Source organism: Paraburkholderia sediminicola (assembly GCF_046026855.1).
GTDB lineage: Bacteria > Pseudomonadota > Gammaproteobacteria > Burkholderiales > Burkholderiaceae > Paraburkholderia > Paraburkholderia sediminicola_A.
The window spans coordinates 64,778-89,975 of the sequence record NZ_JAQQET010000001.1; the positions used below are offsets into that span (position 1 = coordinate 64,778).

Genomic DNA, 25,198 nt, shown 5'->3' on the forward strand with positions numbered 1-25,198 from the left:
TCATGAGCGATCACACCCCCATCAGCGGCCCGCAGGCCATGACCCCGTCAGAAGCTTTCGTCGAAACCCTTGCCGCGAACGGCGTGACCGATATGTTCGGCATCATGGGTTCGGCCTTCATGGACGCCATGGACATCTTCGCGCCCGCCGGCATCCGCCTTATCCCCGTGGTGCACGAGCAGGGCGCCGGCCACATGGCCGACGGCTATGCCCGCGTATCGGGCCGCCACGGCGTGGTGATCGGCCAGAACGGCCCCGGCATCAGCAACTGCGTGACCGCCATCGCCGCGGCCTATTGGGCACACAGCCCCGTGGTCATGATCACGCCCGAGGCGGGCACTATGGGCATCGGCCTGGGCGGTTTCCAGGAAGCGAAGCAACTCCCGATGTTCCAGGAGTTCACCAAGTATCAGGGCCACGTCACCCATCCTGCGCGCATGGCTGAATTCACCGGTCGCTGCTTCGACCGTGCAATGGCCGAGATGGGCCCGACCCAGCTCAATATTCCGCGCGACTACTTCTACGGACAGATCAAGGCCGAGATTCCGCAACCGCAGCGCCTCGACCGCGGCCCCGGCGGCGATCAACGCCTGAACGAAGCGGCCGAACTGCTCGCTCAGGCCAAGTTCCCCGTCATCATCTCCGGCGGCGGCGTGGTCATGGCCGATGCGATCGAGGAGTGCAAGGCGCTTGCCGAGCGGCTGGGCGCACCGGTCGTCAACAGCTACCTGCATAACGACTCCTTCCCCGCCGACCACCCGCTGTGGTGCGGCCCGCTCGGCTATCAGGGCTCCAAGGCGGCGATGAAGCTGATCCAGCGCGCCGACGTGGTGGTTGCACTCGGTTCGCGTCTGGGACCGTTCGGCATGCTGCCGCAGCACGGCATGGACTACTGGCCGCAGAACGCCAAAATCATCCAGATCGATGCCGACCACAAGATGCTCGGTCTGGTGAAGAAGATTTCCGTGGGCATCTGCGGCGACGCCAAAGCCGCCGCGGTTGCACTCACGCAGCGCCTCGACGGCCGCACGCTCGTTTGCGACGCCTCGCGTGAAGAGCGCGCCGGCCAGATCGCTGCCGAGAAGGCCGCATGGGAGAAAGAGCTCGACGGCTGGACCCACGAGCGCGACCCCTACAGCATGGACATGATCGAGGAGCAGAAAGACGAGCGCACGCCCGGCGGCGGCAATTATCTGCACCCGCGCCAGGTGTTGCGCGAACTCGAAAAGGCCATGCCGGAAGACGTGATGGTCTCGACCGACATCGGCAACATCAATTCCGTGGCCAACAGCTACCTGCGCTTTACCAGGCCGCGCAGCTTCTTCGCCGCGATGAGCTGGGGCAACTGCGGCTACGCGTTCCCGACCATCATCGGCGCCAAGGTTGCAGCACCGCATCGCCCTGCTGTCTCCTATGCTGGCGACGGCGCGTGGGGCATGAGCCTGATGGAGACCATGACCTGCGTGCGTCACAACATTCCGGTCACCGCCGTGGTCTTCCACAACCGGCAATGGGGCGCCGAGAAGAAAAACCAGGTCGACTTCTACAACCGTCGCTTCGTCGCCGGAGAACTCGATAACCAGAGCTTTGCCGGCATTGCTCGCGCGATGGGCGCCGAGGGTGTCACGGTGGACCGGCTCGAGGACGTTGGCCCTGCACTCAAGCATGCGATCGATATGCAGATGAACCACGGCAAGACCACGATCATCGAGATCATGTGCACCCGCGAACTCGGCGACCCGTTCCGTCGCGATGCGCTGGCCAAGCCTGTGCGTTTGCTCGACAAGTACAAGGACTATGTCTAACCCGTCCGTTGTCTGAAGGTCTGGGCACGAGGCGCACATCGCCTCGTGTCCGACAGGCCGGAGACGGGATTTACCCTGCCGTTTCCGGTCTCGTTGTTTCTGGTTTCTCTCATTCCCGGCCTGTGTGTTTCCGGCCTTTTTCGTTTGCTGTTCCCGTTCTTCAACCGTGAGCGCCGCCCAGTGCCATGAAAGCCATCAACCGCATCATCGAGCGCGCCCGCACTTCGCCGAGACGCATCGTGCTATGCGAGGCGGAAGATCCCCGCATGCTGGAAGCCGCCCAACGCGCCACCCGTGAGGGCATTGCCCGCATCGTGCTGGTCGGCCCGAACGAGCGCATTCGCGCGGCGGCTGCTGAACAAAACATCGAACTATCCGGCATGGAGTTGGTGGATCCCTCAACCTCGCCGCTCGGCCCCTCGTTTGCCGAGGCACTCTTCGCACTGCGCAGCAAGAAGGGCATGACGCTGGACGAAGCCAAGCAGGAAATCCTCAAACCCCTCTGCTTTGCCAACCTGATGGTGCGGCTCGGTCACGCCGACGGCTCGGTGGCCGGCTCAGTCCACACGACCGCCGACGTGGTCCGCACGGCGATCCAGATCATCGGTCTCGATCCGTCGTTCAAACTGGTGTCGAGCTTCTTTCTGATGATGCTGTGCGAGCCCTTCCACACGCTCAAAGGCGGCCTGATTTTCTCCGACTGCGGACTGGTGGTGGACCCCGACGCCGGCGAGCTGGCCCAGATTGCGATGGCCGCCGCCGACAGTGCGCAAAGCCTGCTGATGGAGGAACCGCGCGTGGCCATGCTGTCATTCTCGACCAGCGGCAGCGCCCGGCATGCGGCCGTCGACAAGGTCGTGGAAGCGACGCGCCAGGTGAGAGCCGCGCGCCCGCATCTGGCGATCGACGGCGACGTGCAACTTGACGCGGCACTCGTCTCCGAAATCGCCCTGCGCAAAATCGATCATTCACAGGTGCAGGGGCACGCCAACGTGCTGATTTTCCCCAGCCTGGAGGCCGGCAATATCGGCTACAAGCTGGCTGAGCGGATTGGCGATGCGAAGGCAATCGGCCCCTTGCTGCAGGGCCTGAAAAAGCCGGCCAACGATCTTTCGCGCGGCTGCAGCGCCGACGACATCTACTACGTGATCGCGGTGACGGCCGTGCAGGCACAAACCGCGGCTGAGCCGGCGACCGCGCACCCCATCCCGCATCACGCATCATGACCACTGGGAAGATGCGGGTCCAACTCGCCTTGACAGGCGCCGCAATATCCACGTGGAGCCGTGGATGCGAAGCCGCGATGTGAAGCCGTAAGCCCGCGATACCCGCTACCCTTTGCCGGGCCGCCCACGCGCACCCATCCAACCGACAATCTCCGCAAATAGCTTCATGTCAGGCGGCACGGAAAGGTCCACGGCGAGACAACGGCGGTAATACGGACTGAGATCGAGCCCGACACCCAGGCCCAGCACCTCCACGTCGCGCGAGGCTTCATGGCGCGCTACAACGCTCTTGAGATGGTTGTCGAGGTAGAACGCGTCGTTGGCCTGGCCCGTCGCGCTGTCCATCGGGCTGCCATCCGAAATCACGATCAGAATCCGTCTCGCCTCAGGACGGGCGACCAGACGCGCGCAGGCCCAGTCGACCGCTTCGCCATCCACGCCCTCACGAAACAGGTCCGCCTTGAAGAGCGCAGCAATGTCGGCGCGGGCGCGTCGCCAGCTCCGGTCGGCGTCCTTGAACACCAGGTGAGACAGTTCGTTGAGCCGACCCGGATGATGAGGCCGACCCTGCGCCAGCCAGTCGAGCCGTGGCCGGCCGCCGTTCCAGGCACCGGTGGTAAAGCCCAGGACCTCGGTGGTCACGCCGGCCTGATCGAGCGCGCGGGTGAGGATGTCCACCATGATCGCGACCGGCTCGATATGCGCTTTCATCGAGCCTGAGCAATCGATCAGGAAGCCGACCACGCAATCGGCAATGAGCGTGTTTCGTTCCAGCCGGAACAGGCGTCGTTCAGCGGGAGAGCTGACCAGTTGCGCGAGACGCCGGCCGTCGATACGGCCATGCTCTTCGCCGAACGACCAGCCATCGCGTTGCCGTATCGCCAGCGCCGCCTTCAGCGCGTGCGCGAGCCGCGCCACGTTGATGCCCTGCGCGGCGACGCGCTCGTCGAGCCGTTCGCGAAACTCGCCGAGCAACGCTTTGCGGACCAGTGTGCCGGCCACAAGCTCGCGGTCATAGCGCGTGGTGTACGCACGATAGCCCTGCTCCGATGCTTCGAGCACGCGGCTCCTGCCGGTGAGCGCAACGGCCATGTCCTTGTATTCGTCGTCCTCGACATCGAACCAGAGCGAGAACGCCGTGCGTGGGGCTTTGTCGTCGCTCTCCTCTTGCGGGTCGTCTTGCGCATCGTCCAGCGCGTCCGCACGGGCGGCACGGATCATCTCTGCCACCAACCGCGCCAGCGCCAGCGCATGGACAGCGAACGCGCCCTGCTCGGCCCGATGCCGGCGCAAACCCGCCAACGATACGCCCAGGGCCGGCACGATGGCCGCACGCGTAGCTTCGATCAAGCCTTCGATCTGTTCAAGCACAGGCCAGCCGGTCAGGCGCGACCACGCAATCTGCGCCACCGTGAACAGCAGAATGCCGAGATGGTCCTCGGCGAGCCCTGCGTGATGGAAGGCCCGCGACCAGGCCTCGAAACGCTCGCGCAGATTCTGCACAAGGCCTGGCATGCCGGGCGGCGTCTGCGTTTCGCACCGTAGCTGTTCGAGCAGTTCGAACACGAGGCGTTCGACGGGATCGGTTGGGCAAAGCCTGCTGTGCAAGTCCGCGTCGGAGTGCATGAGTCGCAAGGCTGCGCCGTCGGCGGCGCCGCGCAAGGACGCGAAGTCGTCTTGCTGCGGGTCGGTGCGCAGATGCGGCGCGTGCAAGGGCAAGGGCCGCAGGTCGCGGCACAACCGGCCGTCGCGGTAGTGCAAGGTGGCGTCGCCGGTGAGGGCACGCACGGTCGCTGCGCAGAGCGCCTCGCGCTGTTCCGCGCGGAGGGTCGCCTGGCGCTCAGTCGGCTGGTCTTGAGCCGCTTGGCTCGGGGGCACCTGGCTCGGGTCCGCTTGCCGCAAGGGCGCCTCGTTTTGGGCCGCCTGGCGCAGTGCCGCGTCGCACGAGTCCGATTGCCCTAAGGCCGTTTGCCTGCCCGACGTCATCAGCGGGTGCCCGCTGCGTGGCCTTCAGCGTTGGCGTCGGCCTCGAGTTCAGTGCCGAAGCAGCGCTGAAAATACTCCGCCACGATCGACCGCTCAGCCTCATCACACTTGTTCAGGAAAGTCAGACGAAACGCCATCGCGGGATCGCGGAAGATCTGGCAGTTCTCCGCCCAGTTGATCACTGTGCGCGGCGACATCAGCGTCGACAGATCGCCACTAGCGAAGCCCTTGCGCGTGAGTTCCGCCACGCTCACCATCGATTCGATCAGCGCGCGTCCCGCCTCGTCGGCGAGTTCCGGTACGCGCGCAAGCACAATACCGGCCTCTTCCGCGCGCGGCAGATAGTTGAGCGTGGCCACCACGTTCCAGCGATCCATCTGCGCGTGATTCAGCACCTGTGTGCCGTGGTACAAACCGTTCAGATTGCCCAACCCCACCGTGTTCGTCGTGGCGAACATGCGGAAGTACGGATGCGAATGAATCACGCGATTCTGGTCGAGCAGCGTGAACTTGCCGTCGCGCTCGAGAATGCGCTGGATCACGAACATCACATCCGGACGCCCCGCATCGTATTCGTCGAAGATCAGGGCGACCGGGCGCTGCAATGCCCACGGCACGATCCCCTCCTGAAACTCGGTGACCTGCAGGTCATCACGTACCACGATCGCGTCTTTGCCGACCAGGTCGAGGCGGCTGATATGGCCGTCGAGATTGACGCGCACGCATGGCCAGTTGAGACGCGCCGCCACCTGTTCGATATGCGTCGACTTCCCGGTGCCGTGCAAGCCCTGCACCATCACCCGGCGGTCACGGCTGAAGCCGGCCAGAATCGCCAGCGTCACCTCCGGATTGAAACGGTAAACCTCGTCGATTTCCGGCACGTGGTCGTCGCGCTCGCTGAACGCGGGCACCATCAGGCTGGAATCGATGCCGAAAACGGTTCGTACCGCGACCATTGTGTCGGGTTTGCCAGTCACGATATCAGTCACTTCTTTCTCCTCCCCGCTCTGGGGACATTCGTTCTACGCCGCCGGGCGATTATGCGTTTTTCGGTACATTTCGTTCCGTTTTAATTATAAACAGAATCTCGCACCTTGAACGGCACTTCGTCCGCATCGACCCCGGCGGCCCACGCCATCAACGCACCGTCGCCATCCCGTCGAAGGGTTTCGCACGCCGTTCCATCGCGCGCGCCGACCATGCAGAGAGCAGCGCCGACAAAATCACATAGACGCACACGTACCAGGGCTTGCCACCATCCAGGCGCAGCAGCGCCGTCGCAATGATCGGCGTGAGGCCGCTCGCGAAGATGCCCGAGAACTGATACACGAACGAGATGCCGGTGTAACGCACCTCAGGATCGAACAGCTCGGCGAAAAGCGCGGCTTCCGGACCGTAGACCATGGCGTAGAAGATGCCGAACGGAATCACCACGCCAAGCCAGACGGCCAAAGTATTGCCGGCCTGAGTCTCCATCAGCCAGAACGCCGGCAGCACCGAGGCGCCGCAGATCAGCGAGCCCCAGCGATACACGCGCGCACGTCCCATCAGGTCCGACATCCTGCCGAAGAAAGGAATGAAAAAGCACATCACCATCGCCGCGATCATCACACCGGTGAGTGCTTCCGTGCGGCTCATCGAAAGACGTTGCGTGAGGTAGCCGATCATGAACACCGCGAAGATGTTGAAGAACACCCCGTCGATCCAGCGCGCGCCCATGCCGAGCAGCACCGAACTGCGGTAGCGCGTGATCATGTCGACGAACGGAATTTTCACGGCGCGGCGGTTACGTTTGAGCGCAAGAAACTCGGGCGTCTCCATCACCTTGACGCGGATGTAGAGGCCAAGCACCACGAGCAGCAACGAAGCAGCAAACGCGACCCGCCAGCCCCACGAGAGAAACGCCGCTTCCGGCAGCAGCCGGGAAATGCCCGCGACGATGCCCGATGCGAGGCACAAGCCAATCGACAAGCCGATCTGCGGCAAACTTGCGTACAGACCGCGCCGGTTCGGCGGGGCATATTCATAGGCCATCAGCACCGCGCCGCCCCATTCACCCCCGAGCCCGATACCCTGCAAAACGCGCAAGAAGAGCAGCAGAATCGGCGCCCAGATGCCGATCTGATCGAAGGTCGGCACGAAGGCGACCCCCGCCGTCGAAATCCCCATGATGACGAGTGTGCAGATCAACGCGGATTTGCGTCCGACCTTGTCGCCGAAGTGACCGAAGATCACACCGCCGAGCGGCCGCGTCACGAAGCCGACGGCGAATGTGCCATAGGCCAGCATCGTCGAGACGAGCGGATCGTGAGCGGGAAAGTAAAGCTTGTTGAACACAATGCCCGCCACGACGCCGTATAGAAAAAAGTCATACCATTCGACCGTCGCTCCAATCACGCTCGCGAATGCAACGCGGCGGATCACCCGCTTATCGATTGCCATAGCGCCTCCTCCAATGGATGGCCGCGTGCCGTCCCGGCTACGCCGCACTTTTTGAGCCCCTGACTGTCTCCTCCGGGGGCACGAATTTCGCCACCTGCATGCTGCTGTTATCGACTTCGGATGCTGCGAGTCAGGTAGCGATCGATTTACTTCTTGTAGCCACTTCGCTTCGTTGCTTCTGCTTTTTACTTCTACTTCAGTACTGCGCTTCCATACTCCGCGACTGCACTTGCCCGGCCGGCCTGTCGCCGGCGCGGGCATCCTCGAGGATCATGCTGGACGCCTTTTCGGCGACCATCACGATCGGTACGTTGGTATTGCCGGAGACCAGCGTCGGCATGATCGAGCAATCGACCACCCGCAATCCTTGCGTGCCATACACGCGCAATCGTTCGTCGACCACCGCGCCCGGATCGCTCGCGACGCCCATCTTCGCGGTGCCGGACGGATGAAAAATCGTCTGGCCGTATTCTCGGCAAAAGTCCAGCAGCTCATCGTCGCTTTGCGCTTCCCCACCAGGACGCACTTCGCGTTTCATCAGGGATGCCATAGGCTCCGTGGCGGCGACGCGGCGCGCGAAACGCACCCCCGCGACCGTCGTGCGGCGGTCTAGATCGGTCGCCAGATAATTCGGCTGGATCGACGGGGCGTCGCGCATGTCGCTCGTGCGGATTCGCACGCTTCCGCGCGACTCCGGCCGCAACTGGCAGATCGAATAGGTGCAGCCTGGAAATGTGTGGACATCACCGCCCGCGGTGTCGGCTGAGAGCGTCGAGAAGTGAAACTGGATGTCGGGCGTTTTCGCCTCATCCGGCAAGGCGCGGCAGAACATACCGCCCTGATTGATGCCGACAGACAGCGGCCCCTCGCGAAACAGCGCCCATTGCAGGCCCATCTTCGCGCGGCCCGTCCAGGAGTGCAGCAAGTCGTTTGTCGTGATCGGCCGCGTCACTTCATAAGTCAGGCGTACTTGCAGATGGTCCTGCAGATTTTCGCCAACACCGGCGCGATTGGCGACCACCGGAATACCCAGATCATTGAGCAATCTGGCCGGGCCGACGCCCGACACCTGCAGCAATTGCGGCGACTGCAGTGCGCCTGCCGTCAGCACCACTTCACGGTGCGCGCGCACTTCGTGCACCTTGCCGTGCTGCACATAGCGAATACCCGTGGCACGTGTGCCCTCGAAGAGAATCTTCGAGGCCAGCGCGTCGGTCTCGATCTGCAGATTCGGACGGCTGCGCGCGGGTTTGAGGTAAGCGACGGCCGTCGAACAACGCCAGCCGTGCCGCGTGGTCAACTGGTAGTAGCCAACCCCTTCCTGATCGCCCTGATTGAAGTCGTCGACCGTTGGGACGCCCAGGCGATTCGACGCGGCAATGAATGCATCCACGAGTTCGTGGCGCTGTTTGATCGTGGAGGCCCACAACGGGCCACCCACGCCACGTGTCGGCGACTCGCCGAGCTCGTTGTGTTCAAGCCGCCGGAAGTAAGGCAAGCACTCCTTCCAGTTCCAGCCACGATTGCCGAGTGCCGCCCAGTGGTCGTAATCCTCTTTTTGTCCGCGAATGTAGATCAGCCCGTTGATGGAACTGCAGCCGCCCAATGTGCGCCCGCGCGGCCAATAGAGCTTGCGATCGTGCATGTTCGGATCCGGGTCGGTGTAAAAGCCCCAGTTGTAGACCGGATGAAACATGGTCTTGCCGTAACCGATCGGAATATGGATCCACAGAAAGCGGTCGGGCGGCCCGGCTTCGAGCAGGCATACCGAGTAGCGGCCATTCTCAGAGAGGCGGTTGGCCAGTACACAGCCGGCCGATCCCGCGCCGACGACCACGTAGTCGAAACTCCGTACCATTGATGTCTCCGTGCTGATGCCTTTGTTTTTTAAAAACGGATCATTTCGTCTCAATTTATTGGATGGGAGTTTCGACTTCAAGCGAATCCGGTTACGATTGAATAATCCGGTACGAAAACCGACTTTTTCGTTTCACTATTCAGTCTGTCCGCACGCGTTCATCCGGGTTGTCACTGATCCGTTCGGGCTGCATTCACCGTCATCCGCTTCGGGAAGGACAATGAGAGACACCACGCACCTCCCCTCACCTGCTCACGAGCCCGCCGACGACACCCGCGTCCTGCGCGCGCTCAGCGTGCTGGAACAACTTGCGTCCGCCGGACAGCCGTCCTCACTTTCCCAGTTGTCCTCACGTCTGCAGATTCCGAAGGCGACCTTGATGCGCCTGATCGAGTCGCTCGAAGCACGCGGTTACGTCACACATATGCCGGATTCGCGTGGGGCCGATCGCGCCATTGCGCTCGGGCCGCGCGCCGCGCAGCTCGCTTTGACCACACTCGCGAACAGCACGTTTACCCGTGCTTGCCGCTCGCTGCTGCGCACGCTCGTGGACTCGCTCGGCGAGACCTGCAATCTCACCGTGCTCGACGGCGATACCGTGCTGTACGTCGAGCGCGTCGAGACGAGCGAGCCTTTGCGTCTGCATATGCAGCCGGGCACGCGCGTCCCGCTGCATTGCACCGCCAGCGGCAAGCTGTTTCTGTCGCAGATGACGTCGGCCGAGCGCGGACTCGTCATCAGGCGCTTGCCGCTCAAATCGATGACGTATCGCACCCTGACCGATATCGATCTGCTCGAAGCGGAACTCGACCGCCTTGCCATGCGCGGCATCGGTGTCGACAACGAGGAATTCGTGCGCGGGATGGTGGCGGTCGCGGTGCCGGTGCGCAACGTCGAGGACGGCCGTGTGCTTGCGGCATTGGCCGTTCATTCGCCCACGGCACGTTCCAGTCTGGAGGATCTGTTGAAAGCGGTGCCGAAGCTCAAGGAGATCGCCGTGCGCATTGGACCATTGCTGCAGCCTGCAACCGCGAATACGGCGGCTACGGCCGCGATGGCCGTGTCGAAGTAGGGAGACTGCAACTGCGCACGCCAGTAACGTATCGCTGCAGCGCAGCGGTTGTCGCGAACGACACCTGCTGCGCTGCAATCAACACGCGCGAGACAGGCATCAATGCGTGTGGGGCCGATATTCCACGAATTCCGGCTCAGTTGATGCTGCGCCGCGTTTCCGGGCCCGCCAGGCATACGCCACGAGCAGCACGCCGAGACTCACCACACCCAGCCACAGTGGCGTGCGTTGGTCCGGTATGAACGCCATGGCCACCAGAATGCCGACCATGCCGACAATCGCGAAACAGGTCAGATACGGGTAGCACCACATCCTCACGCGCAGCATCTCCGGCGCTTCGCGCTCAAGCCGGGCGCGCAGCTTCAATTGCGACACGGCAATCAACACGTAGACGAAAATCGCCACTGTGCCGTACGAATTGACGAGGAATGCAAACACCGTGTCGGGCGATACATAAGACATGACGACCGACACATAGCCAAACAAGGTGCCGATCAGAATCGCGCGAACCGGAACGCCGCGGCGATTGACCTTGGCGAGCGCAGCCGGTGCGTCGCCGTGGCGGGTCAGCGCGAACATCATCCGCGAGGCCGCGTAGAGGCCGGAATTAAGCGCGGAGAGCACGGCGGTCAACACGATCGCATTCATGACGTTCGCGGCGGCAGGAATACCCATCGCATCGAGCGCACTCACATACGGCGTCGCCATTTTCGGTGAATCCCAAGGAACTAGCGCCACCACGAGCAGGATCGAGCCGACATAGAAAATCAGCACGCGGGTGATCACCGAGTTAGTGGCTTTGGCGACCGCCTTGACCGGCTCGTGAGCTTCGGCCGCTGCGATCGTGACGATCTCCGCGCCAAAGTAAAAGCCCGTCGCCGCGACCGCGCCGCTCAATACCGGTCCGATCCCCTTCGGCATCAGCCCGCCGTGCGAGAAGAGCGTGGGCATCACGGAGGTGGTGTGCATCGACGCGGGCCAGAGCCCCAGCACATACAGACCGCCGAGAAACAGAAACACGACGATCGCCGCGACCTTGATCGACGCGAACCAGAATTCGAATTCGCCATAGCTGCCCACCGAAATCAGGTTAGTCGCGGTCAACACCACCAGCAGCACGAGACTGATCGCCCACGCCGGCGTATCCGGCAGCCAGAATTGAACCAGTTTCGCGCCGGCCACCGCCTCGACGGCCACGACGATGACCCAGAAATACCAGTACATCCACCCGGTCAGAAAGCCGGCCAGTTTGCCCGGGCCGCGCTTGCCGGCAAAGGCGAGTCGCGCGTACTCGTAAAACGAGCCCACTGCCGGCATCGCACACGCCATTTCGCCGAGCATGCGCATGACGAGCACGATCAGACCGCCGGTAATCAGAAACGACAGGACTGCCGCTGGGCCGGCCTGCTGGACCACGACGCCGCTGCCGACAAACAGGCCCGCGCCGATCACGCCGCCCAGCGCGATCATGGTCATGTGGCGCTCCTTCAGGCCGGTCTTCAGTTCACTTTGATTCGATACTTGCATGTCACCTCCACATCCTGTTGATGCCGGCGCTGGTCGTACGGGGCTGCGTGCGAAGCTGCGCGCATTCCCGGCACCTGAGCGCCGTCAATTCGGATCGAGCAAGGACGCTTGCGCGTCTCGCTGCATCGTGTCTTTTCTTATGATTTAACGCGCAGACCGGTCTGGCTGCGCAACGCCGTGCGAGTGACGCACGACGGCCGGCGAATAACATGCCGCGGGTGGCGCGGCACGCAGGCCATGTTCAAGGTTTCTCGTCGCGCCGGAAATACAACTGGTAGAGCATCCGTTGTCCGATACGACGGAACGGTGCGAACGGATGGCCGGGTAACGGGGACGTGAAGATCGGCAGCGTCTGCTTCGACCCTTTCCCCGCGATCCGTTCGGCGAGCCGGCGACCCGCCTGCTGCGAATATGACACGCCATTGCCGCCGTAGCCCAGTGCGTAAAACACCGACTGCTTCGGATCCGGCTGACACACGCGCGGCATCATGTCGTGGCTCACATCCACCCAGCCCCACCATGAATAGTCGATCGGGACACCGCGCAACGCCGGGAACTTGCGGCCCATTCCTTCGACGAGCAACTCGTAATGACGTGGATTCGGTGCATCCGCACCCGTGATCGCGCTACGGCTGCCGATCTGCAACCGGTTGTCCGGCAGGAAGCGATAGTAGAAACGCAAGGTGCGCGTGTCGGTGAGCACCTGCGTCGTTCTAAAATTGCAGGCAGCGATTTCCTGCTGCGTGAGCGGCCGCGTCACCATCGAATTCGACAGGATCGGCATGACGCGGCTCGTCAGCGAGGGGTGGAGGTCGGGCGCCGTATACGCGCCAGTCGCGATCCCCACGGATCGAGCCCGCACGATGCCACCCGGCGTGCGTAGATGATGAATACCGTTGATGGTCTCCCAGCCGATCACCGGACTCGCCGGATGAACTTTCGCGCCCGCTTCACGCGCCAGCCGCAGATAGCCATACGCGAGTTTCAACGCGTGAATGCCGATGCCCTCGGGTTCGTGGAGTGCGCCGGCTGCCTCGCTATCGTTGACGTATTCGCGGCGGAACGTGGCCTGGTCGATGAGCTCGGACGGATAACCGAAAACGTCTTTCCAGACTTTGGCTTCAGCGGCGAGTTTGGCCATCATGCGTGGCCGGTGCGCAATCAGAAAGTGGCCGCCCGGCTGCGGATCGCAATCGATCTCGGCGACCAGCGACTTGAAGTTGTCGAACCCTTCCTGGATCTCGTCGTGCATTTTCAACGCGACGTCTTTACCCCAACGCTCGATCCATTGGGAGCGCGACAGACGCCCCGACGCATTCTGCCCTTGTCCGCCATTGCGGCTGCTGCAACCCCAACTGGTTTTGTTGGCCTCGAGCACCACCGCCTTGATGCCATGCTCACGCGCGAGACAAAGCGCTGTCGCGAGTCCCGTATACCCTCCGCCGATGATCGCCACGTCCACGTCGATGTCTTTCGTGATCGGACCATCGTCAGGCGGCGGCGTGCCGGCGGTCGCGGCCCAGTAGGTCGGTGCGTATTGCTTGCCATGCCCGGGTCCCGGCGAGACCAGCGGGTCGTATCTCGGGTCATACTGCGTCGCGCTGTCCCGCCCCGCTGACAGACCTTCGCCGACCCGTGTGATGACACTTTGCTCCATGTGAAGCTCCTCGTCGGCGTCAAACGTTCTGCTTCGGACGTTCCTTGCGGAACGCGCGCTTGACTGCGATCAGACCATCGCGGAACTCGAAGAGATCGCACCCTTCCGCTTCGATGCGCCAGCCTTCCGCATGCGTACCCGTGAATACCCATTCGGACACGCCGCGGTCGCCCACGACGTAGTGACGACCCTTGCCCCAATGCGCATCCGGGAAGGTCTTGAAGACTGCTTCGAACGCTGCGCGCACTGCCTCGCGACCAGCGAAGCGCGCACCGTAGACTTCGCTTCCGCCGGCGGCATCGAACACACAGTCTTCGGTCATGAAGCCCATCAGCGCATTCGCATCGTGACGATTGAACGCGGCGGAAAATGCGGCGAGCGTATCCGCGGTGACCCTGGGTGCGGACGTTTCTGTTGTGGCCATGCATGTCTCCTGCTTGGTTAATTGGGTGAGACTCGTGAGCTTGCCTAAGCGGCGATCTCTTATGGAAAAGTGTAAGTTTCGTGTCCGCTCGACGGTAGGGCCAGTGCGCTGCTTTCGCCTGGTGCAGCGTGTGCCGGGGAGACGTGAGTTGACTGGCCTGGAACCGGGGATTCGGTTTCGGGCCGTTGGTGGGATTCGTGGGATTGGTGCGCCAGGTGTGCTGCGTGCCTGGTGTGCCTGGCGCAATGATCGCGGCACGCTGACGCGAAACGGGGGTTGTTAGTTCAGCGTCTGTGTACCTTCGAGGCAGCGCCTCACGGCACGCTCGTCTTCGTCGCTGAAACGGCCAATCAGAACGATCGTCGACTCACCCGCTGCATGACCCGCAAAAGGCGTGATCAGAATGCGGCCGCCGACCACATGAAGTTCCTGCGGAGAGGCATCCTGGTCGAGCCAGACGATGCCCTTCGCTCTCAATAGCGGGACAGACAGGCTGCGAAACACGTCCCTGAGTTTCTTCCTGTCGAGGCGAAAATCCGATCGAAAGGAAAAGCTGCAGATGTCCTGATGGCTATTGAGGCCCTCGCTCGCCGCGAGAGCGAGCCCAGCGGTACGACGGCGAGGCGCGACACTCGCGTCGAAGATCAGCTCCAGCGGAATGGATCCGTTTGCGGATTCGAGCAGGATGGAAGTGGTCGCGAGCGACGACACCGCCTCCCTCGCCGCCACTTTTTCCTGCTCTGTCACGAGGTCGGTCTTGGTGAGCACAAGGGCCGTCGCACCCGCGATCTGCCGGCGCACAATATCGCCAACGTACGGGTCGAGCAAGGTTGCGCCGATTCGCTCGGCGTCTACGGCAACGATGATCCCGACCAACCTGAATGCCCGGTCGAGCAGGCCGATCTGCGCGATTTTCACGGGATCGGAAACACCACTGGCTTCGATGATCAACAACTCGGGACGCTCGGGCCGCGCGCCGATTTTCACGAGCGCATCGACGAGGCGGCCGCCGATCGAGCAGCAAACGCAGCCGTTCTCCAGATTGATGACGTCGTCCGTACGTTCGCGAATCAGCGCGGCGTCGATATTGATATCGCCGAAATCGTTGACCAGCACAGCCACTCTGCAATGCCCCGCATTCGAGAGCACATGGTTAAGCAGAGTGGTCTTGCCCGCGCCCAGATAGCCGCCGAGCACGACCAGGGGAATGGGTGGCCGCACGCTCACGGCCGCAGCGTCATTCATTTTTTGCCGGCGACCTGAACACGCGGCCGCCCAGCACCGTGCCCCACACCTCGACGTCTTTCAACTTCTCAGCAGGGACCTCGCTCGGGTCATCCATCAGCACGGCGAAGTCCGCGAATTTACCCACCTCGATACTGCCGATCAGGTGGTCCATCCTGAGCGTATAGGCTGCTCCCAGCGTGATCGCACGCAACGCGTCGGCCACAGGAATGCACTCGCTCGCGCCCAGCACGCGTCCCGATGCGGTCTTGCGTTGCACCGCGCACCAAGCGGTAAACAGCGGACTCAACTGCGTGATCGGCGCATCCGAATGAAAAGCAAAGGGCATGCCCAGACGCCGCGCCGTGCCCGCCGCGTTCATGCGGTTCGCCCGGTCGGGGCCCATGGTCTGCGCGTAATGGGCCTCGCCCCAGTAGTAGATATGGTTGGAGAAAAAGTTGATGCACATGCCGAGTTTCGCCGCACGGGCCAACTGGCTCGCATCAGCCATCTGACAGTGCTGCAGCGTGTGACGGTGATCGCTGCGCGGACAGGCGTCGAGCATCTTCTCGAGGGCGTTCAATACGACCTCGGTGGCCTCATCTCCGTTGGTGTGAATATGGAGTTGCAGCCCTGCGCGGTGAAACGGTGTGAACACCTCTTCCAATTGACTCGGCGGAATCAGCCACAATCCGTTCGGCTGCCCGCCGACATAGCCCGGCCACTTCAGCCGCGCTGTGAAGCCCTGAATCGACCCATCGACGATGAACTTGACCGGGCCGAACCTCAATTTTTCCGTGCTGTCGCGAATGGCCGACAGCACTTTTTCGACGCCGTTGTCCGGGCTTCGCTGCGGAGCAAATGCCGGCACGATCCTGACCGGATATTGCGGGTCGGCCGTGACTTCGCGCAGGTTGCGATTGCCCAGCGCCGACAGATCGTTGACCAGATCCGTCGCCGTGGTCACCCCGGCAAGTTGTGCGACCTTGCCGAAATTCCAGATCGCCTCTTTCTTTTCACTCGCCGCAATGGAAAGCTGGCTGCCGATCACCTGATACACCGGAAACATCGCCGCGAATTCCTGCAACTCGCCGGTCGGCTGGCCGTCCTGATCCTTATCGATACCGTCGATGTCAGTGTCGCCGTCGATACCGGCAAGCGCCAGCATCGCGCTGTTGACGTTCATCAGATGCACACTCGCATGCAGCACGACAATGGGGCGGCTCGCGGAAACGGTATCGAGTTCCCTGACCGACAGGCGGCTCGCACCGAAGAAAATTGGATCGAAACCCCACGCGAGTAGCGGCGTCGCCGCGTCGGTCATCGTGCGTTGCGCTTCACCGAGCCGCTCAATCACCTCGTCCAGCGTTTTCAAGCCTCGCCACAACTTGCCGTCGGGACCGCGCCGGTCGTAGTAGCCAAGATACACGGCGTCCCACATGGCGCCTTCCATCAGATGGCAATGCCCTTCAACGAGACCCGGCATCAACACCTTGTCCTGGAACGTGTCGACGATCTCCGCCTCGCCCCACTGACTGACCTCCTCCAGATTGCCGACGGAGAGAATTCTGCCGTCTCGCACGGCAACATGCGTGGCGTGCGGCTGGGCCGGATTCATCGTCAGAATTTTTCTGGCGACGAAGACTGTGATGGGACCTCGTTCAATCGAATTCATAAATAGGCGTTATTTGCTTTAGGACGCGGGTCGGACGGTTAGGACAGCGCATGCACTGGCTTGCGCTTCCAACCATAGTTCAGTACGGCGGTCACCGCGATATTGATCACGAGACACAGCAGTCCAAGGTTGAATCCGCCGAGATCGGCATGGACGATATAAAGGATGATCGCGAGTATCTGGCCAGTCAGAATACCCGTTGCAACGGCGGCCGGTTTGACGCGAAGCGAAAACAGAATGATCATCACGCCCGGGAAAAACTGGGTCACGCCGTAGTACGCGGTATTGATCAGTGTGAGCATCAGATTCGGCGTCAGCAAGGTCATCACGATCGAGACCAGCAGGTAGACCACGATCACCGTTTTCGCGGTCGCTTTCTGTTTGCTCTCGGGCATCTTCGGCAACAGATTGCGTGTCACTAGCGGACCGATGGCGAGGCAGATTCCCGTCAGCACCAGCAGACCGGATAGCGCGGCGCCGGCCGCGACCAAACCCAGCAACCAGCCCGGCAGCAACCGGATCGCCGCCGCGAAGAACGCTTCATTCGGCGACGCGAGGTGCAGGTTCTGACTGATCGCATAGTACGAGGCAATGACCAGAAACGGATACATCAGCATGTACAACGGCATCGCAACCTGGGTGCGCCGGATTGTGTTCGGACTTGCGGCCGTGAAGAAGACCTGCACGGCGAACGGCATCACGTAGAACCCTAACGACTGGAACAGCATGGTGCTCATCGAAAACGTCAGTTGATTCGCGTTCATGCTGTTGCTGACGTGCAGGCTCGCGGCGTGAAAAACTTCCGTGACGCCGGATTCCCACGAGACCGCCAGCCCCGTGATCACAATCGCCGCGACCATCAGTATGTCTTTCAGAACCGCTATGTACGCCGACGCCCGCACTCCCGAAATGGCGATGTAGGTGAAGGCCAGTATCGCTGAGATCAGAATCAGATAGAGCGGTTGGAAATTCCAGCCAAGACCTTTGAACGCGGCAATGAGCCCCGTGAATTGCAATTCCCCCCAAGGCAGCAGAAACAGGATCGCCGATCCGGCGACGATCACCTCCAGCGCGCGGCTGCCGTAATGGCCTTTGAACAGGTCCGGCAGCGTAATGGCGTTATACCGTTTCCCCGCTTCCCAGATTTTCGGTCCGATGAAATAGCCGACGGGATACGCCAGCAGGATATAGCCCAGGAACCAGACCCCATAAGTCGGCCCCTTGGCATAGATGCCGCCAGGAAAGCCGACCATCGTGCCGATACTGTAGATTTCGCCCGCGGCGAGGAAGAAAACCAGATACGCGCCGAACTGCCGCGACGCGACAAAGAAATCATGAACGCTTTGCGCGCCATGCCCTTTTCTGGATCGAATCGCCAGATACAGCGAGAAGAGAATCAAACCGAGAAAGACAACGGTGGACATCCTGGCTCTCCTGCTGCTTCAGTGGGTTTGCGGAGGTGCATCGTCCGCGCGGCGATCGAACAGACGCCAGCACACTTGCAGGCAAAGCGACGTCAGGACGAACCACGCGAAGATCCACGCATAGATGAATGGCACGCCCAGGACATATCTATCCACTGAAGCGACCCAGGGCAGCAGGCCTATCACCCCGATATAGGGGATGCCGATCCCAATCAAGAACTTGAGCATGAAGTCTCCGTCTGCTTTTTGCGATCGATGAAATCATGTCTGCTGATTCCGCCTGCCATTTGAAAACCGCATTGGTTAGTGGCGGTCCGCGGCGAACGGATATGGCATGACAGCCATAGCAGACGACTTCAGTATCGGTGGCCGAAAATGCACCTGACTAGTACCAGCGATAATAAATCGCCTGGTCCACATGAGGGACCACGAACGGGCATTGCACCCGCTCGCAGGGAGATGGCAAGGTCGTTTTTACGCCTTTCTACGCCCTCTCACGTGTCTCTATGCGTCTTTGTGCGTCTCTACGTGACCAGGGCGACCAGCCCGGAACACAGCAGCAACGCGCTCACGAGATGTTCGAGCCGACGCACAGGCACCTTTGGACCCAGGCGCTCCCCCACGGAGACACCGAGCACGAACACCGGCACGAGCAGCGCCAGTGAACTGAACTGTGGCCTGTGAACCTGGTGCTCGGCCACAAAAAGGGCCACCACCCCCACATAGAGCACCGCAAAATAAGCGAGAAGATTGGCGCGCAGCGCTGAGCCCTGGCCAATGCCGTTGAGGTAGTAGACGGCCGGCGGACCGCCAATGCCGCCCAGCGCGGTCAACGCGCCGCTCATGGCGCCTGCTGTGAAGGTCGGCCGCCAGCCGCTATCGTGAAGCCAGCGCCAGCCCCGCATGTGCATCACCGTGGAGGCAAGCACGGCGACCGCGACGAGCCGTCGAAGCTCGACTGCGCTCTCGCTTGCCATCCACCATGTCGTGACGGCGGTGCAAGCCATTGCGACCAGCGCGAGTGGAATCACGGTGCGCCAGCGCACCGCGCTCGCCCAACTGCGCACGCCTTGCAGCGAGGTCGCAAAGTGGATCAGCACGATCAGCACGCCGGCTTCGGGTGCGGGAATCAACAGCCCGAACAATGGCGCCATGACGAGCGCGCCGCCGAATCCGGTCAAACCTTTTGCCATGCCCGCAACCAGGGTCACCAGGGTCAGACATCCCAGTACGAAAGGGGTATCGGCAACATTCATGAGTCGTTTGTTCGCTATAAACGGAGAATCGAAGGTCCAATCGATTGCTACGTTCTGCGCACGACGACATCTTCAGGAGAGGGCCGGTATCGTCGCAGGATTCCGAACGCCGGCGTAGTGCCAACAGAGTCCTTTCGATGGTGCCAGCCAGGACTGGCACGCGAGGCACTCCGTTTTGCCGTCGCTGGCAGCGATGGCCGTCGTGCCGTCGGAAGCCGTCGCCAGGGCCGCCCACGCACGAGACTTTGCGGTCGAACCCGCTTACCAGGCATCACTGCCCGCGTAACGCGTCGCCACAGCCAACGCGATGCTCCAGACTAGCGCCGCCAGTAACGACAGCCCTATCGCAAGATAGACGGCCACGCGAATCCCTGCGTCGAGCGGCTGGATCGCGCTCATCAGCGCGCCGAAGATCGCGACGCCAAAAGCGGACCCTGTCTGCCGGCTCGCGTTGAGCACGCCCGCCGCGACGCCGGCACGCGCATTGTCTACCGCCGTCATCAAGGCGGCGGTCGCCGCCGGCGTAATCAATCCCGCCCCGAAACCGATCGCCGGAAAGCACAGTGCAATACGCCAATATGGCGCATCGTCCGCGAGCGCAACGAGACCGGCGAAACCGAACGCATATAGCAGGAAGCCACTACAAACGAGCCGATGCGCGCCATACGCCCGGTTCAACGCGCCGGATGCGAAGCTGCCGATGGTCACCATCACAGTCAACGGCAGGAACGCCAGGCCGGTCCGCAACGGCGACCATCCGCGAGCAGACTGGAAGTACAGACTCAGCAGGAAGAACAAACCGTAGAAAATCAGGCCGGAAATCAGCGAAACGAACGCCGATGCAGAAAACACCGGACTGCGAAATAAGCCCAACGGCAGCATCGGCTGTTTGCGTTTGACCTCGACCAGCACGAACGTAACCCAGGCGGCCAGCGCAAGCGCCGCGCCCACACATATCGCGTCCGCCCGCCATCCGAGCTTCGCCCCCTCGATCAGCACGGCTACCGACACGCCAAGCGCAACGATGGCGAGCATCTGCCCGGCGACATCCATTGGCCTGTCCGACGCCACTGGACGGACCGAAGCGACGCGCGTAGTCAGCCACGCGCCGATCAACGCGATCGGCACGTTCACCAGAAAAATGCTGCGCCAGCCGAACAGATGAATCAGCAGGCCACCTGCCAGAGGCCCCGCCGCCATCGCGATACCGCCGCATCCGGCCCATACGCCGATCGCGCTGGCTCGCTGCCGGGCAACCGGAAAAGCATGGTTGATGAGGGTCAGCGAACACGGTACCAACAATGCCGCGCCGACACCTTGCAATACCCGCGCGGCCACCAGAATCGGCAAATCCGGCGCCAATCCGCATAACGCCGATGCGCAAGCGAAAATCAGCAATCCGGCGAGGTAGACGGTCTTCGCGCCGATCCGGTCACCGAGTGCGCCGCCGCTCAGCAGCAGGCTGGCAAATGTCAGCGTATAGGCGTTGACCACCCATTGCAGGCCGCTGATATCCGAGCCTAGACTGGCCGCAATCGGCTCCAGCGCGACGTTTACGATCGATGTGTCCAGTATGACAATGACGTAGCTGAGGCTCGTCGCGATCAATACCCGCTTCTGATATTCACGTTCATTGTTCAATGAGTTCCAGCCCCTCGTTATTGGTTTGCCGTTGACTATAAGGCGACCCGCACAGAGAATGCTTCGGGCTGTATCGAAGTGTGCAACCGAACGGTTTTTCGCCTGCCAGCAGGCATCACTCGCACATCAATGACGGACATTGCACATAAATGGGCCAGCACAATATTTCAAGCGTTGCGCACCTGATCGCCGAGCCGGTTCGTTCGGTGATGCTGATCACGCTCGCCGACGGCAACGCCATGTCGGCCGGCGCGCTTGCGCAAGCGGCGGGCGTGACCGCTCAAACTGCCAGTTCGCACCTCGCAAAGCTGCTCGACGGCGGCTTGCTGAGCGTGGAAAGCAAGGGCCGGCACCGCTATTACCGTCTCGCCGGCGCACACGTTTCGCATGTGCTTGAAAGCCTCGCGTCGATTGGGCCGGTCACCCCGGCCTGGCGCAATACGCCCAGTCGCTCGGCCCAGGCGCTGCGTTTCGCGCGCTGCTGCTATGACCACCTGGCGGGTCAGGTCGGCGTCGCGGTGACGCAAAGCATGCTCACGCGGGGCTTCATCGTCGAGACGGGCGAGCGCCAATACGCACTCACCGCACCCGGTTGCGAATGGCTGCAGCAACTCGGCATCGACATGGGAGATGCGGGGTTCGATCACGCTGACCATGCGCACCGATGTCTTGACTGGACCGAGCGGCAGTATCACGTCGCGGGACCGTTAGGCGCCCGGCTAATGGACGCCTTTCTTGCATGGGGCTGGATGCAGCGATCGCCCACTACGCGGTCGGTGACGGTCACGGCACTCGGCTGGGATGGACTCAACCGGCACTTCGGTATCGCCCGAGAGTCTTGCGGGCCTGACTAAACGCCCCGGCCATGCTGGCCGCCCAATTGTTCAGCCCGCGCCTCGGCCTTGTCCGGCTTCGCGGAGCGTGCGCCGCGAAGCCGGATGCATCGACAGCCACGCGTGTAAGCAATCGCATCAATGGCTGGTCGTGCCGCGATCTGAGCGGCGCTCGACAAAGCGCCTCACATAGTCATCTGCGGGGCGCGTCAGAATCTCGTTGGGTGTCCCCTCCTGCACAGGTCTTCCATCACGCAGAATTGCAATGCGATTGCCGATCCGCAGTGCTTCGTCGAGATCGTGCGTGATGAACACGATGGTCTTCTTCAGCGTAGCCTGCAGTTGCAGCAACTGATCCTGCATTTCCGTGCGAATCAACGGATCGAGCGCGGAGAATGCTTCGTCCATCAACAGGACATCCGTATCAGCGGCTAGCGCGCGGGCCAATCCGACCCGCTGGCGCATGCCGCCGGACAACTCGTCCGGATAATGTTCGTCGTACCCGTTCAGCCCCACCTTGCCGAGCCAGACACGGGCTTTCTCGTTCGCTTCGGTCCTGCTCTCGCCGCGCACACGCAATGCATACGCCGTATTGTCGAGCACAGTCTGGTGCGGCAGCAGTCCGAAATTCTGGAACACCATGCTGACCTTGTAGCGGCGCAGCTCACGCAAGCCTTGCGCGCCGAGCTTGATGACGTCCGAGCCGTCGATCACGATCTCGCCCGATGTCGGCTCGATCAGCCGGTTGAAATGCCGTACCAGGGTCGACTTTCCGGAACCGGACAATCCCATAATCACGAATATTTCGCCCGCGCCGATATTCAGGCTGACGTCGTTCAGACCGACATTGCAACCGGTCTGGGCCAGCACATCGGCTTTGCCCTTGCCGCTTCGCAACAGATCGAGCACGCGCGCATGACTGGTGGGCGGCCCGAAAAGCTTGTACACGTGGTTGACTTCAATCGCTGCCATGTTGCTCTCCTTGCTTGCCTCGTTTTCCTGCTACTTGGCCGCGCGGGTTTCGAGCCCGCCTTCAGCCGCAGACGTTTCATCCGAATTCGTGCCGCTCATGCGATAAGGAATGCGCGAAGCCGCTTTGGCCTTTCTGCGTTGCGCGAACAGGCGTCGCGCGCGTCGGTCCTGTCCATAGCCCTGGCTGATGCGGTCGATCACGATCGCGAGAATCACGATGGCGATACCCGCCTGCATCCCCTTGCCCACATCAAGTGTCTGAATGCCGGCGAGTACATCTTCGCCGAGGCCGCGGGAGCCGATCATCGAGGCGATCACCACCATTGAGAGCGCCATCATCGTCGTCTGGTTGATGCCGGCCATGATGCTGGGCCGAGCCAGCGGCATCTGCACGTTGACCAGCAACTGCCAGCGCGTCGTGCCGAATGCGCGTGCCGCCTCGACCACCTCGCTATCCACGTGACGAATGCCGAGATCGGTCAGACGAATCAGCGGCGGCAACGCATAGATGATCGTGGCGAGGATCGCCGGTACCTTGCCGAGGCCGAACAGCATCAATACCGGAATCAGATAGACGAAGCTGGGCAGCGTTTGCATGACGTCGAGCGTCGGCAACAGCACACGCCTCAGCCATGCGCTGCGCGAAGTCAGAATGCCGAGCGGCACGCCGAGCGAGACCGATAGCACCGTCGCGACCAGCATCAACGCGAGGGTCTGCATCAGCTTTTCCCACAGACCGAAGCAGCCGATCGCGTAGAGCAGCAGCATGAAGAAGCCGGCAATGCTCAGGCGCCGCGTCGCATTCCACGTCACTGCGCCGACCGCCAGCAGGATCAGCCATGGCGGCAAGGCGCGCAGTGCGCCTTCGAGCGGGACGAGCACATAGCGCAAGAGTGTGATGCTGAACTGGTGAAAACTGTCGCCGTAGCGGGTAACGAACGATTGCACGGCATCGTTCACCCAGTCGGCAATCGAAAGATGCAGAAAAAACGAATTCATGACCAATCCTCCACTACAGGTGGACAGCAGGCTGCACGAACCTGCTGTCCGGCACGACGCCGCAAGACCTCGTGCCATCGAGATCTGCCTGACGTTACCGCCTGTCAGGCACCAGCAAGTCCGGCCTGCACCTTCGACGCGACATCGGCAGGTACCCATTGCTTCCACATCTCCGGATGCTCGCGCAAGAATTGCGTGGCCATGGCTGAGCCGTCGAGTTTCTTCGTGCTCATTTCGAGGATCGTGCTGTTGAGGAAGTCCATCGGAAACCTGACCTTGCCGAGCATCGACACGAGCTGCGGGTCGGCGTCATAGAACGGCGTGGATACGCCTACGGTGACATGCGAGACCATGTACGAGGAGGCGCATTGCGAGGTACTGCTTTCGTCGCGCAAGGTTTTCCAGCACGCCTCGTTATAGGCGGGCATCTTCAGTTCGACGAACTTGTACTTCGCCATCAGCGCGGCCGGGCCCCAGTAATAGAACACGATCGGCGCGCCGCGCTGGTAGGCGGAGGCGATAGCGGCATCGAGCGCCGCGCCCGTGCCCGGGTGAAAATTGGTGTAGCTCGCATCGAGATTGAGCACCTTCAGCAAGCGTGTGTTGACCCGTTCGCAATCCCAACCCGTCGGGCAGTTGAGAAAGCGGCCCTTGTCCGGTTCCTCGTCGTCGGCGAATACGCTCTTGTACTTAGGCAGGTCGGTCACCGACACTAGGCCCGCTGCGACCGGCTTGATGCCGCGCCTGGGATCGCCCTTCACCACGTATTCGGGCACGAACCAACCTTCCTTCGTCCCACCCGGCAAGGTGTCGCCGACCAGTTTGACGCTGCCCGAAGCCACGGCTTTTGCGGTAATCTCGCTGCGCCCGGTCCACTGTTCGGCCCACACCTGCACGTCGTTGTGCGCAAGCGCGGTTTCAGTCGCCGCCGTACTGCCGGGCACGACATCGGTCTTGCAGCCGTAGCCCTTCTCCAGAATCTGCCGCAGCACCTCGGTTGCGAAGGAGCCGCTTTCCCACGTAATGCCCGCGAAATGCACCGTCTTGCCCTGCGCGCACCAGCTACCCGCAGCGTGCGCGCTAACGCCGGTCAAGGCCATGGCGGCGGCGCACAGCACCACCCGAAGTTGTCTGAATTGCATCGTCGATCACCCTTGGAGCGTTGAATTGCATTGAG

General features: G+C 62.0%; 20 protein-coding genes. 4 read left to right on the forward strand and 16 right to left on the reverse strand.

Translation table 11 applies throughout. The annotated features are described in order from the left end of the window. Positions 1-2: 2 nt before the first annotated feature. Together xsc and pta are read left to right on the forward strand one after the other, a co-directional pair. On the forward strand, positions 3-1,805 hold the full coding sequence (gene xsc / locus PQR40_RS00310; RefSeq protein WP_408235660.1) for a sulfoacetaldehyde acetyltransferase: 1,803 nt from the start codon (positions 3-5) through the stop codon (positions 1,803-1,805). A 185-nt stretch (positions 1,806-1,990) separates the two neighbouring features. Further along, entirely contained in the window at positions 1,991-3,031 is a 1,041-nt protein-coding gene (gene pta / locus PQR40_RS00315) for a phosphate acetyltransferase (protein ID WP_408508171.1), read from the forward strand. A gap of 105 nt (positions 3,032-3,136) precedes the next feature. Here pta and PQR40_RS00320 read toward each other — a convergent pair whose 3' ends face one another. From PQR40_RS00320 to PQR40_RS00335, 4 genes are all read right to left on the reverse strand, one after another. Then, a complete protein-coding gene (locus tag PQR40_RS00320) occupies positions 3,137-4,909 on the reverse strand; it encodes a cobaltochelatase CobT-related protein (RefSeq protein ID WP_408508172.1) in 1,773 nt (590 codons plus the stop codon). 107 nt (positions 4,910-5,016) lie between these two features. Beyond that, on the reverse strand, positions 5,017-6,006 hold the full coding sequence (locus PQR40_RS00325) for an AAA family ATPase (protein WP_408508173.1): 990 nt from the start codon (positions 6,004-6,006) through the stop codon (positions 5,017-5,019). Between the two features lie 148 nt (positions 6,007-6,154). Beyond that, on the reverse strand, positions 6,155-7,459 hold the full coding sequence (locus tag PQR40_RS00330) for an MFS transporter (RefSeq protein WP_408235672.1): 1,305 nt from the start codon (positions 7,457-7,459) through the stop codon (positions 6,155-6,157). A gap of 196 nt (positions 7,460-7,655) precedes the next feature. Then, positions 7,656-9,317, reverse strand: a complete 1,662-nt coding sequence (locus PQR40_RS00335; RefSeq protein WP_408235675.1) for a GMC family oxidoreductase — start codon at positions 9,315-9,317, stop codon at positions 7,656-7,658. A gap of 220 nt (positions 9,318-9,537) precedes the next feature. Here PQR40_RS00335 and PQR40_RS00340 point away from each other — a divergent pair, with 220 nt between their 5' ends. Beyond that, entirely contained in the window at positions 9,538-10,389 is an 852-nt protein-coding gene (locus PQR40_RS00340; protein WP_408235678.1) for an IclR family transcriptional regulator, read from the forward strand. Positions 10,390-10,488: 99 nt separating this feature from the next. Here the strand turns inward: PQR40_RS00340 and PQR40_RS00345 are convergent, their stop codons facing one another. The 9 genes from PQR40_RS00345 to PQR40_RS00385 form a co-directional block, all read right to left on the reverse strand. Beyond that, positions 10,489-11,916 (reverse strand): amino acid permease, encoded by a 1,428-nt coding sequence (locus PQR40_RS00345; RefSeq protein ID WP_408235681.1) that lies wholly within the window; start codon positions 11,914-11,916, stop codon positions 10,489-10,491. Positions 11,917-12,157: 241 nt separating this feature from the next. Continuing rightward, positions 12,158-13,573 (reverse strand): NAD(P)/FAD-dependent oxidoreductase, encoded by a 1,416-nt coding sequence (locus PQR40_RS00350; protein ID WP_408508174.1) that lies wholly within the window; start codon positions 13,571-13,573, stop codon positions 12,158-12,160. A gap of 19 nt (positions 13,574-13,592) precedes the next feature. Further along, a complete protein-coding gene (locus PQR40_RS00355) occupies positions 13,593-13,997 on the reverse strand; it encodes a nuclear transport factor 2 family protein (protein ID WP_408338486.1) in 405 nt (134 codons plus the stop codon). 279 nt (positions 13,998-14,276) lie between these two features. Then, positions 14,277-15,242: a CobW family GTP-binding protein gene (locus tag PQR40_RS00360; protein WP_408235688.1), complete on the reverse strand. Its 966-nt coding sequence runs from the start codon at positions 15,240-15,242 to the stop codon at positions 14,277-14,279. Then, positions 15,235-16,896 (reverse strand): amidohydrolase, encoded by a 1,662-nt coding sequence (locus PQR40_RS00365; protein ID WP_408508175.1) that lies wholly within the window; start codon positions 16,894-16,896, stop codon positions 15,235-15,237. The genes PQR40_RS00360 and PQR40_RS00365 overlap by 8 nt, the downstream gene beginning before the upstream one ends. A gap of 38 nt (positions 16,897-16,934) precedes the next feature. Continuing rightward, entirely contained in the window at positions 16,935-18,320 is a 1,386-nt protein-coding gene (locus PQR40_RS00370; protein WP_408338490.1) for a sodium:solute symporter family protein, read from the reverse strand. 18 nt (positions 18,321-18,338) lie between these two features. Continuing rightward, positions 18,339-18,548, reverse strand: a complete 210-nt coding sequence (locus tag PQR40_RS00375) for a DUF3311 domain-containing protein (protein WP_325043394.1) — start codon at positions 18,546-18,548, stop codon at positions 18,339-18,341. 296 nt (positions 18,549-18,844) lie between these two features. Then, positions 18,845-19,576, reverse strand: a complete 732-nt coding sequence (locus PQR40_RS00380) for a sulfite exporter TauE/SafE family protein (protein ID WP_408508176.1) — start codon at positions 19,574-19,576, stop codon at positions 18,845-18,847. Between the two features lie 261 nt (positions 19,577-19,837). Further along, on the reverse strand, positions 19,838-21,217 hold the full coding sequence (locus tag PQR40_RS00385; RefSeq protein WP_408508177.1) for an MFS transporter: 1,380 nt from the start codon (positions 21,215-21,217) through the stop codon (positions 19,838-19,840). 149 nt (positions 21,218-21,366) lie between these two features. Here PQR40_RS00385 and PQR40_RS00390 point away from each other — a divergent pair, with 149 nt between their 5' ends. Then, positions 21,367-22,071: an ArsR/SmtB family transcription factor gene (locus tag PQR40_RS00390; RefSeq protein ID WP_408508178.1), complete on the forward strand. Its 705-nt coding sequence runs from the start codon at positions 21,367-21,369 to the stop codon at positions 22,069-22,071. Between the two features lie 117 nt (positions 22,072-22,188). Here PQR40_RS00390 and PQR40_RS00395 read toward each other — a convergent pair whose 3' ends face one another. From PQR40_RS00395 to PQR40_RS00405, 3 genes are all read right to left on the reverse strand, one after another. Beyond that, complete coding sequence (locus tag PQR40_RS00395; RefSeq protein WP_408508179.1) at positions 22,189-23,022, reverse strand: quaternary amine ABC transporter ATP-binding protein; 834 nt, start codon at positions 23,020-23,022, stop codon at positions 22,189-22,191. A 30-nt stretch (positions 23,023-23,052) separates the two neighbouring features. Continuing rightward, positions 23,053-24,021: an ABC transporter permease gene (locus tag PQR40_RS00400; protein ID WP_408508180.1), complete on the reverse strand. Its 969-nt coding sequence runs from the start codon at positions 24,019-24,021 to the stop codon at positions 23,053-23,055. Positions 24,022-24,125: 104 nt separating this feature from the next. Next, positions 24,126-25,163 (reverse strand): ABC transporter substrate-binding protein, encoded by a 1,038-nt coding sequence (locus PQR40_RS00405; protein WP_408235712.1) that lies wholly within the window; start codon positions 25,161-25,163, stop codon positions 24,126-24,128. Positions 25,164-25,198 lie beyond the last annotated feature (35 nt).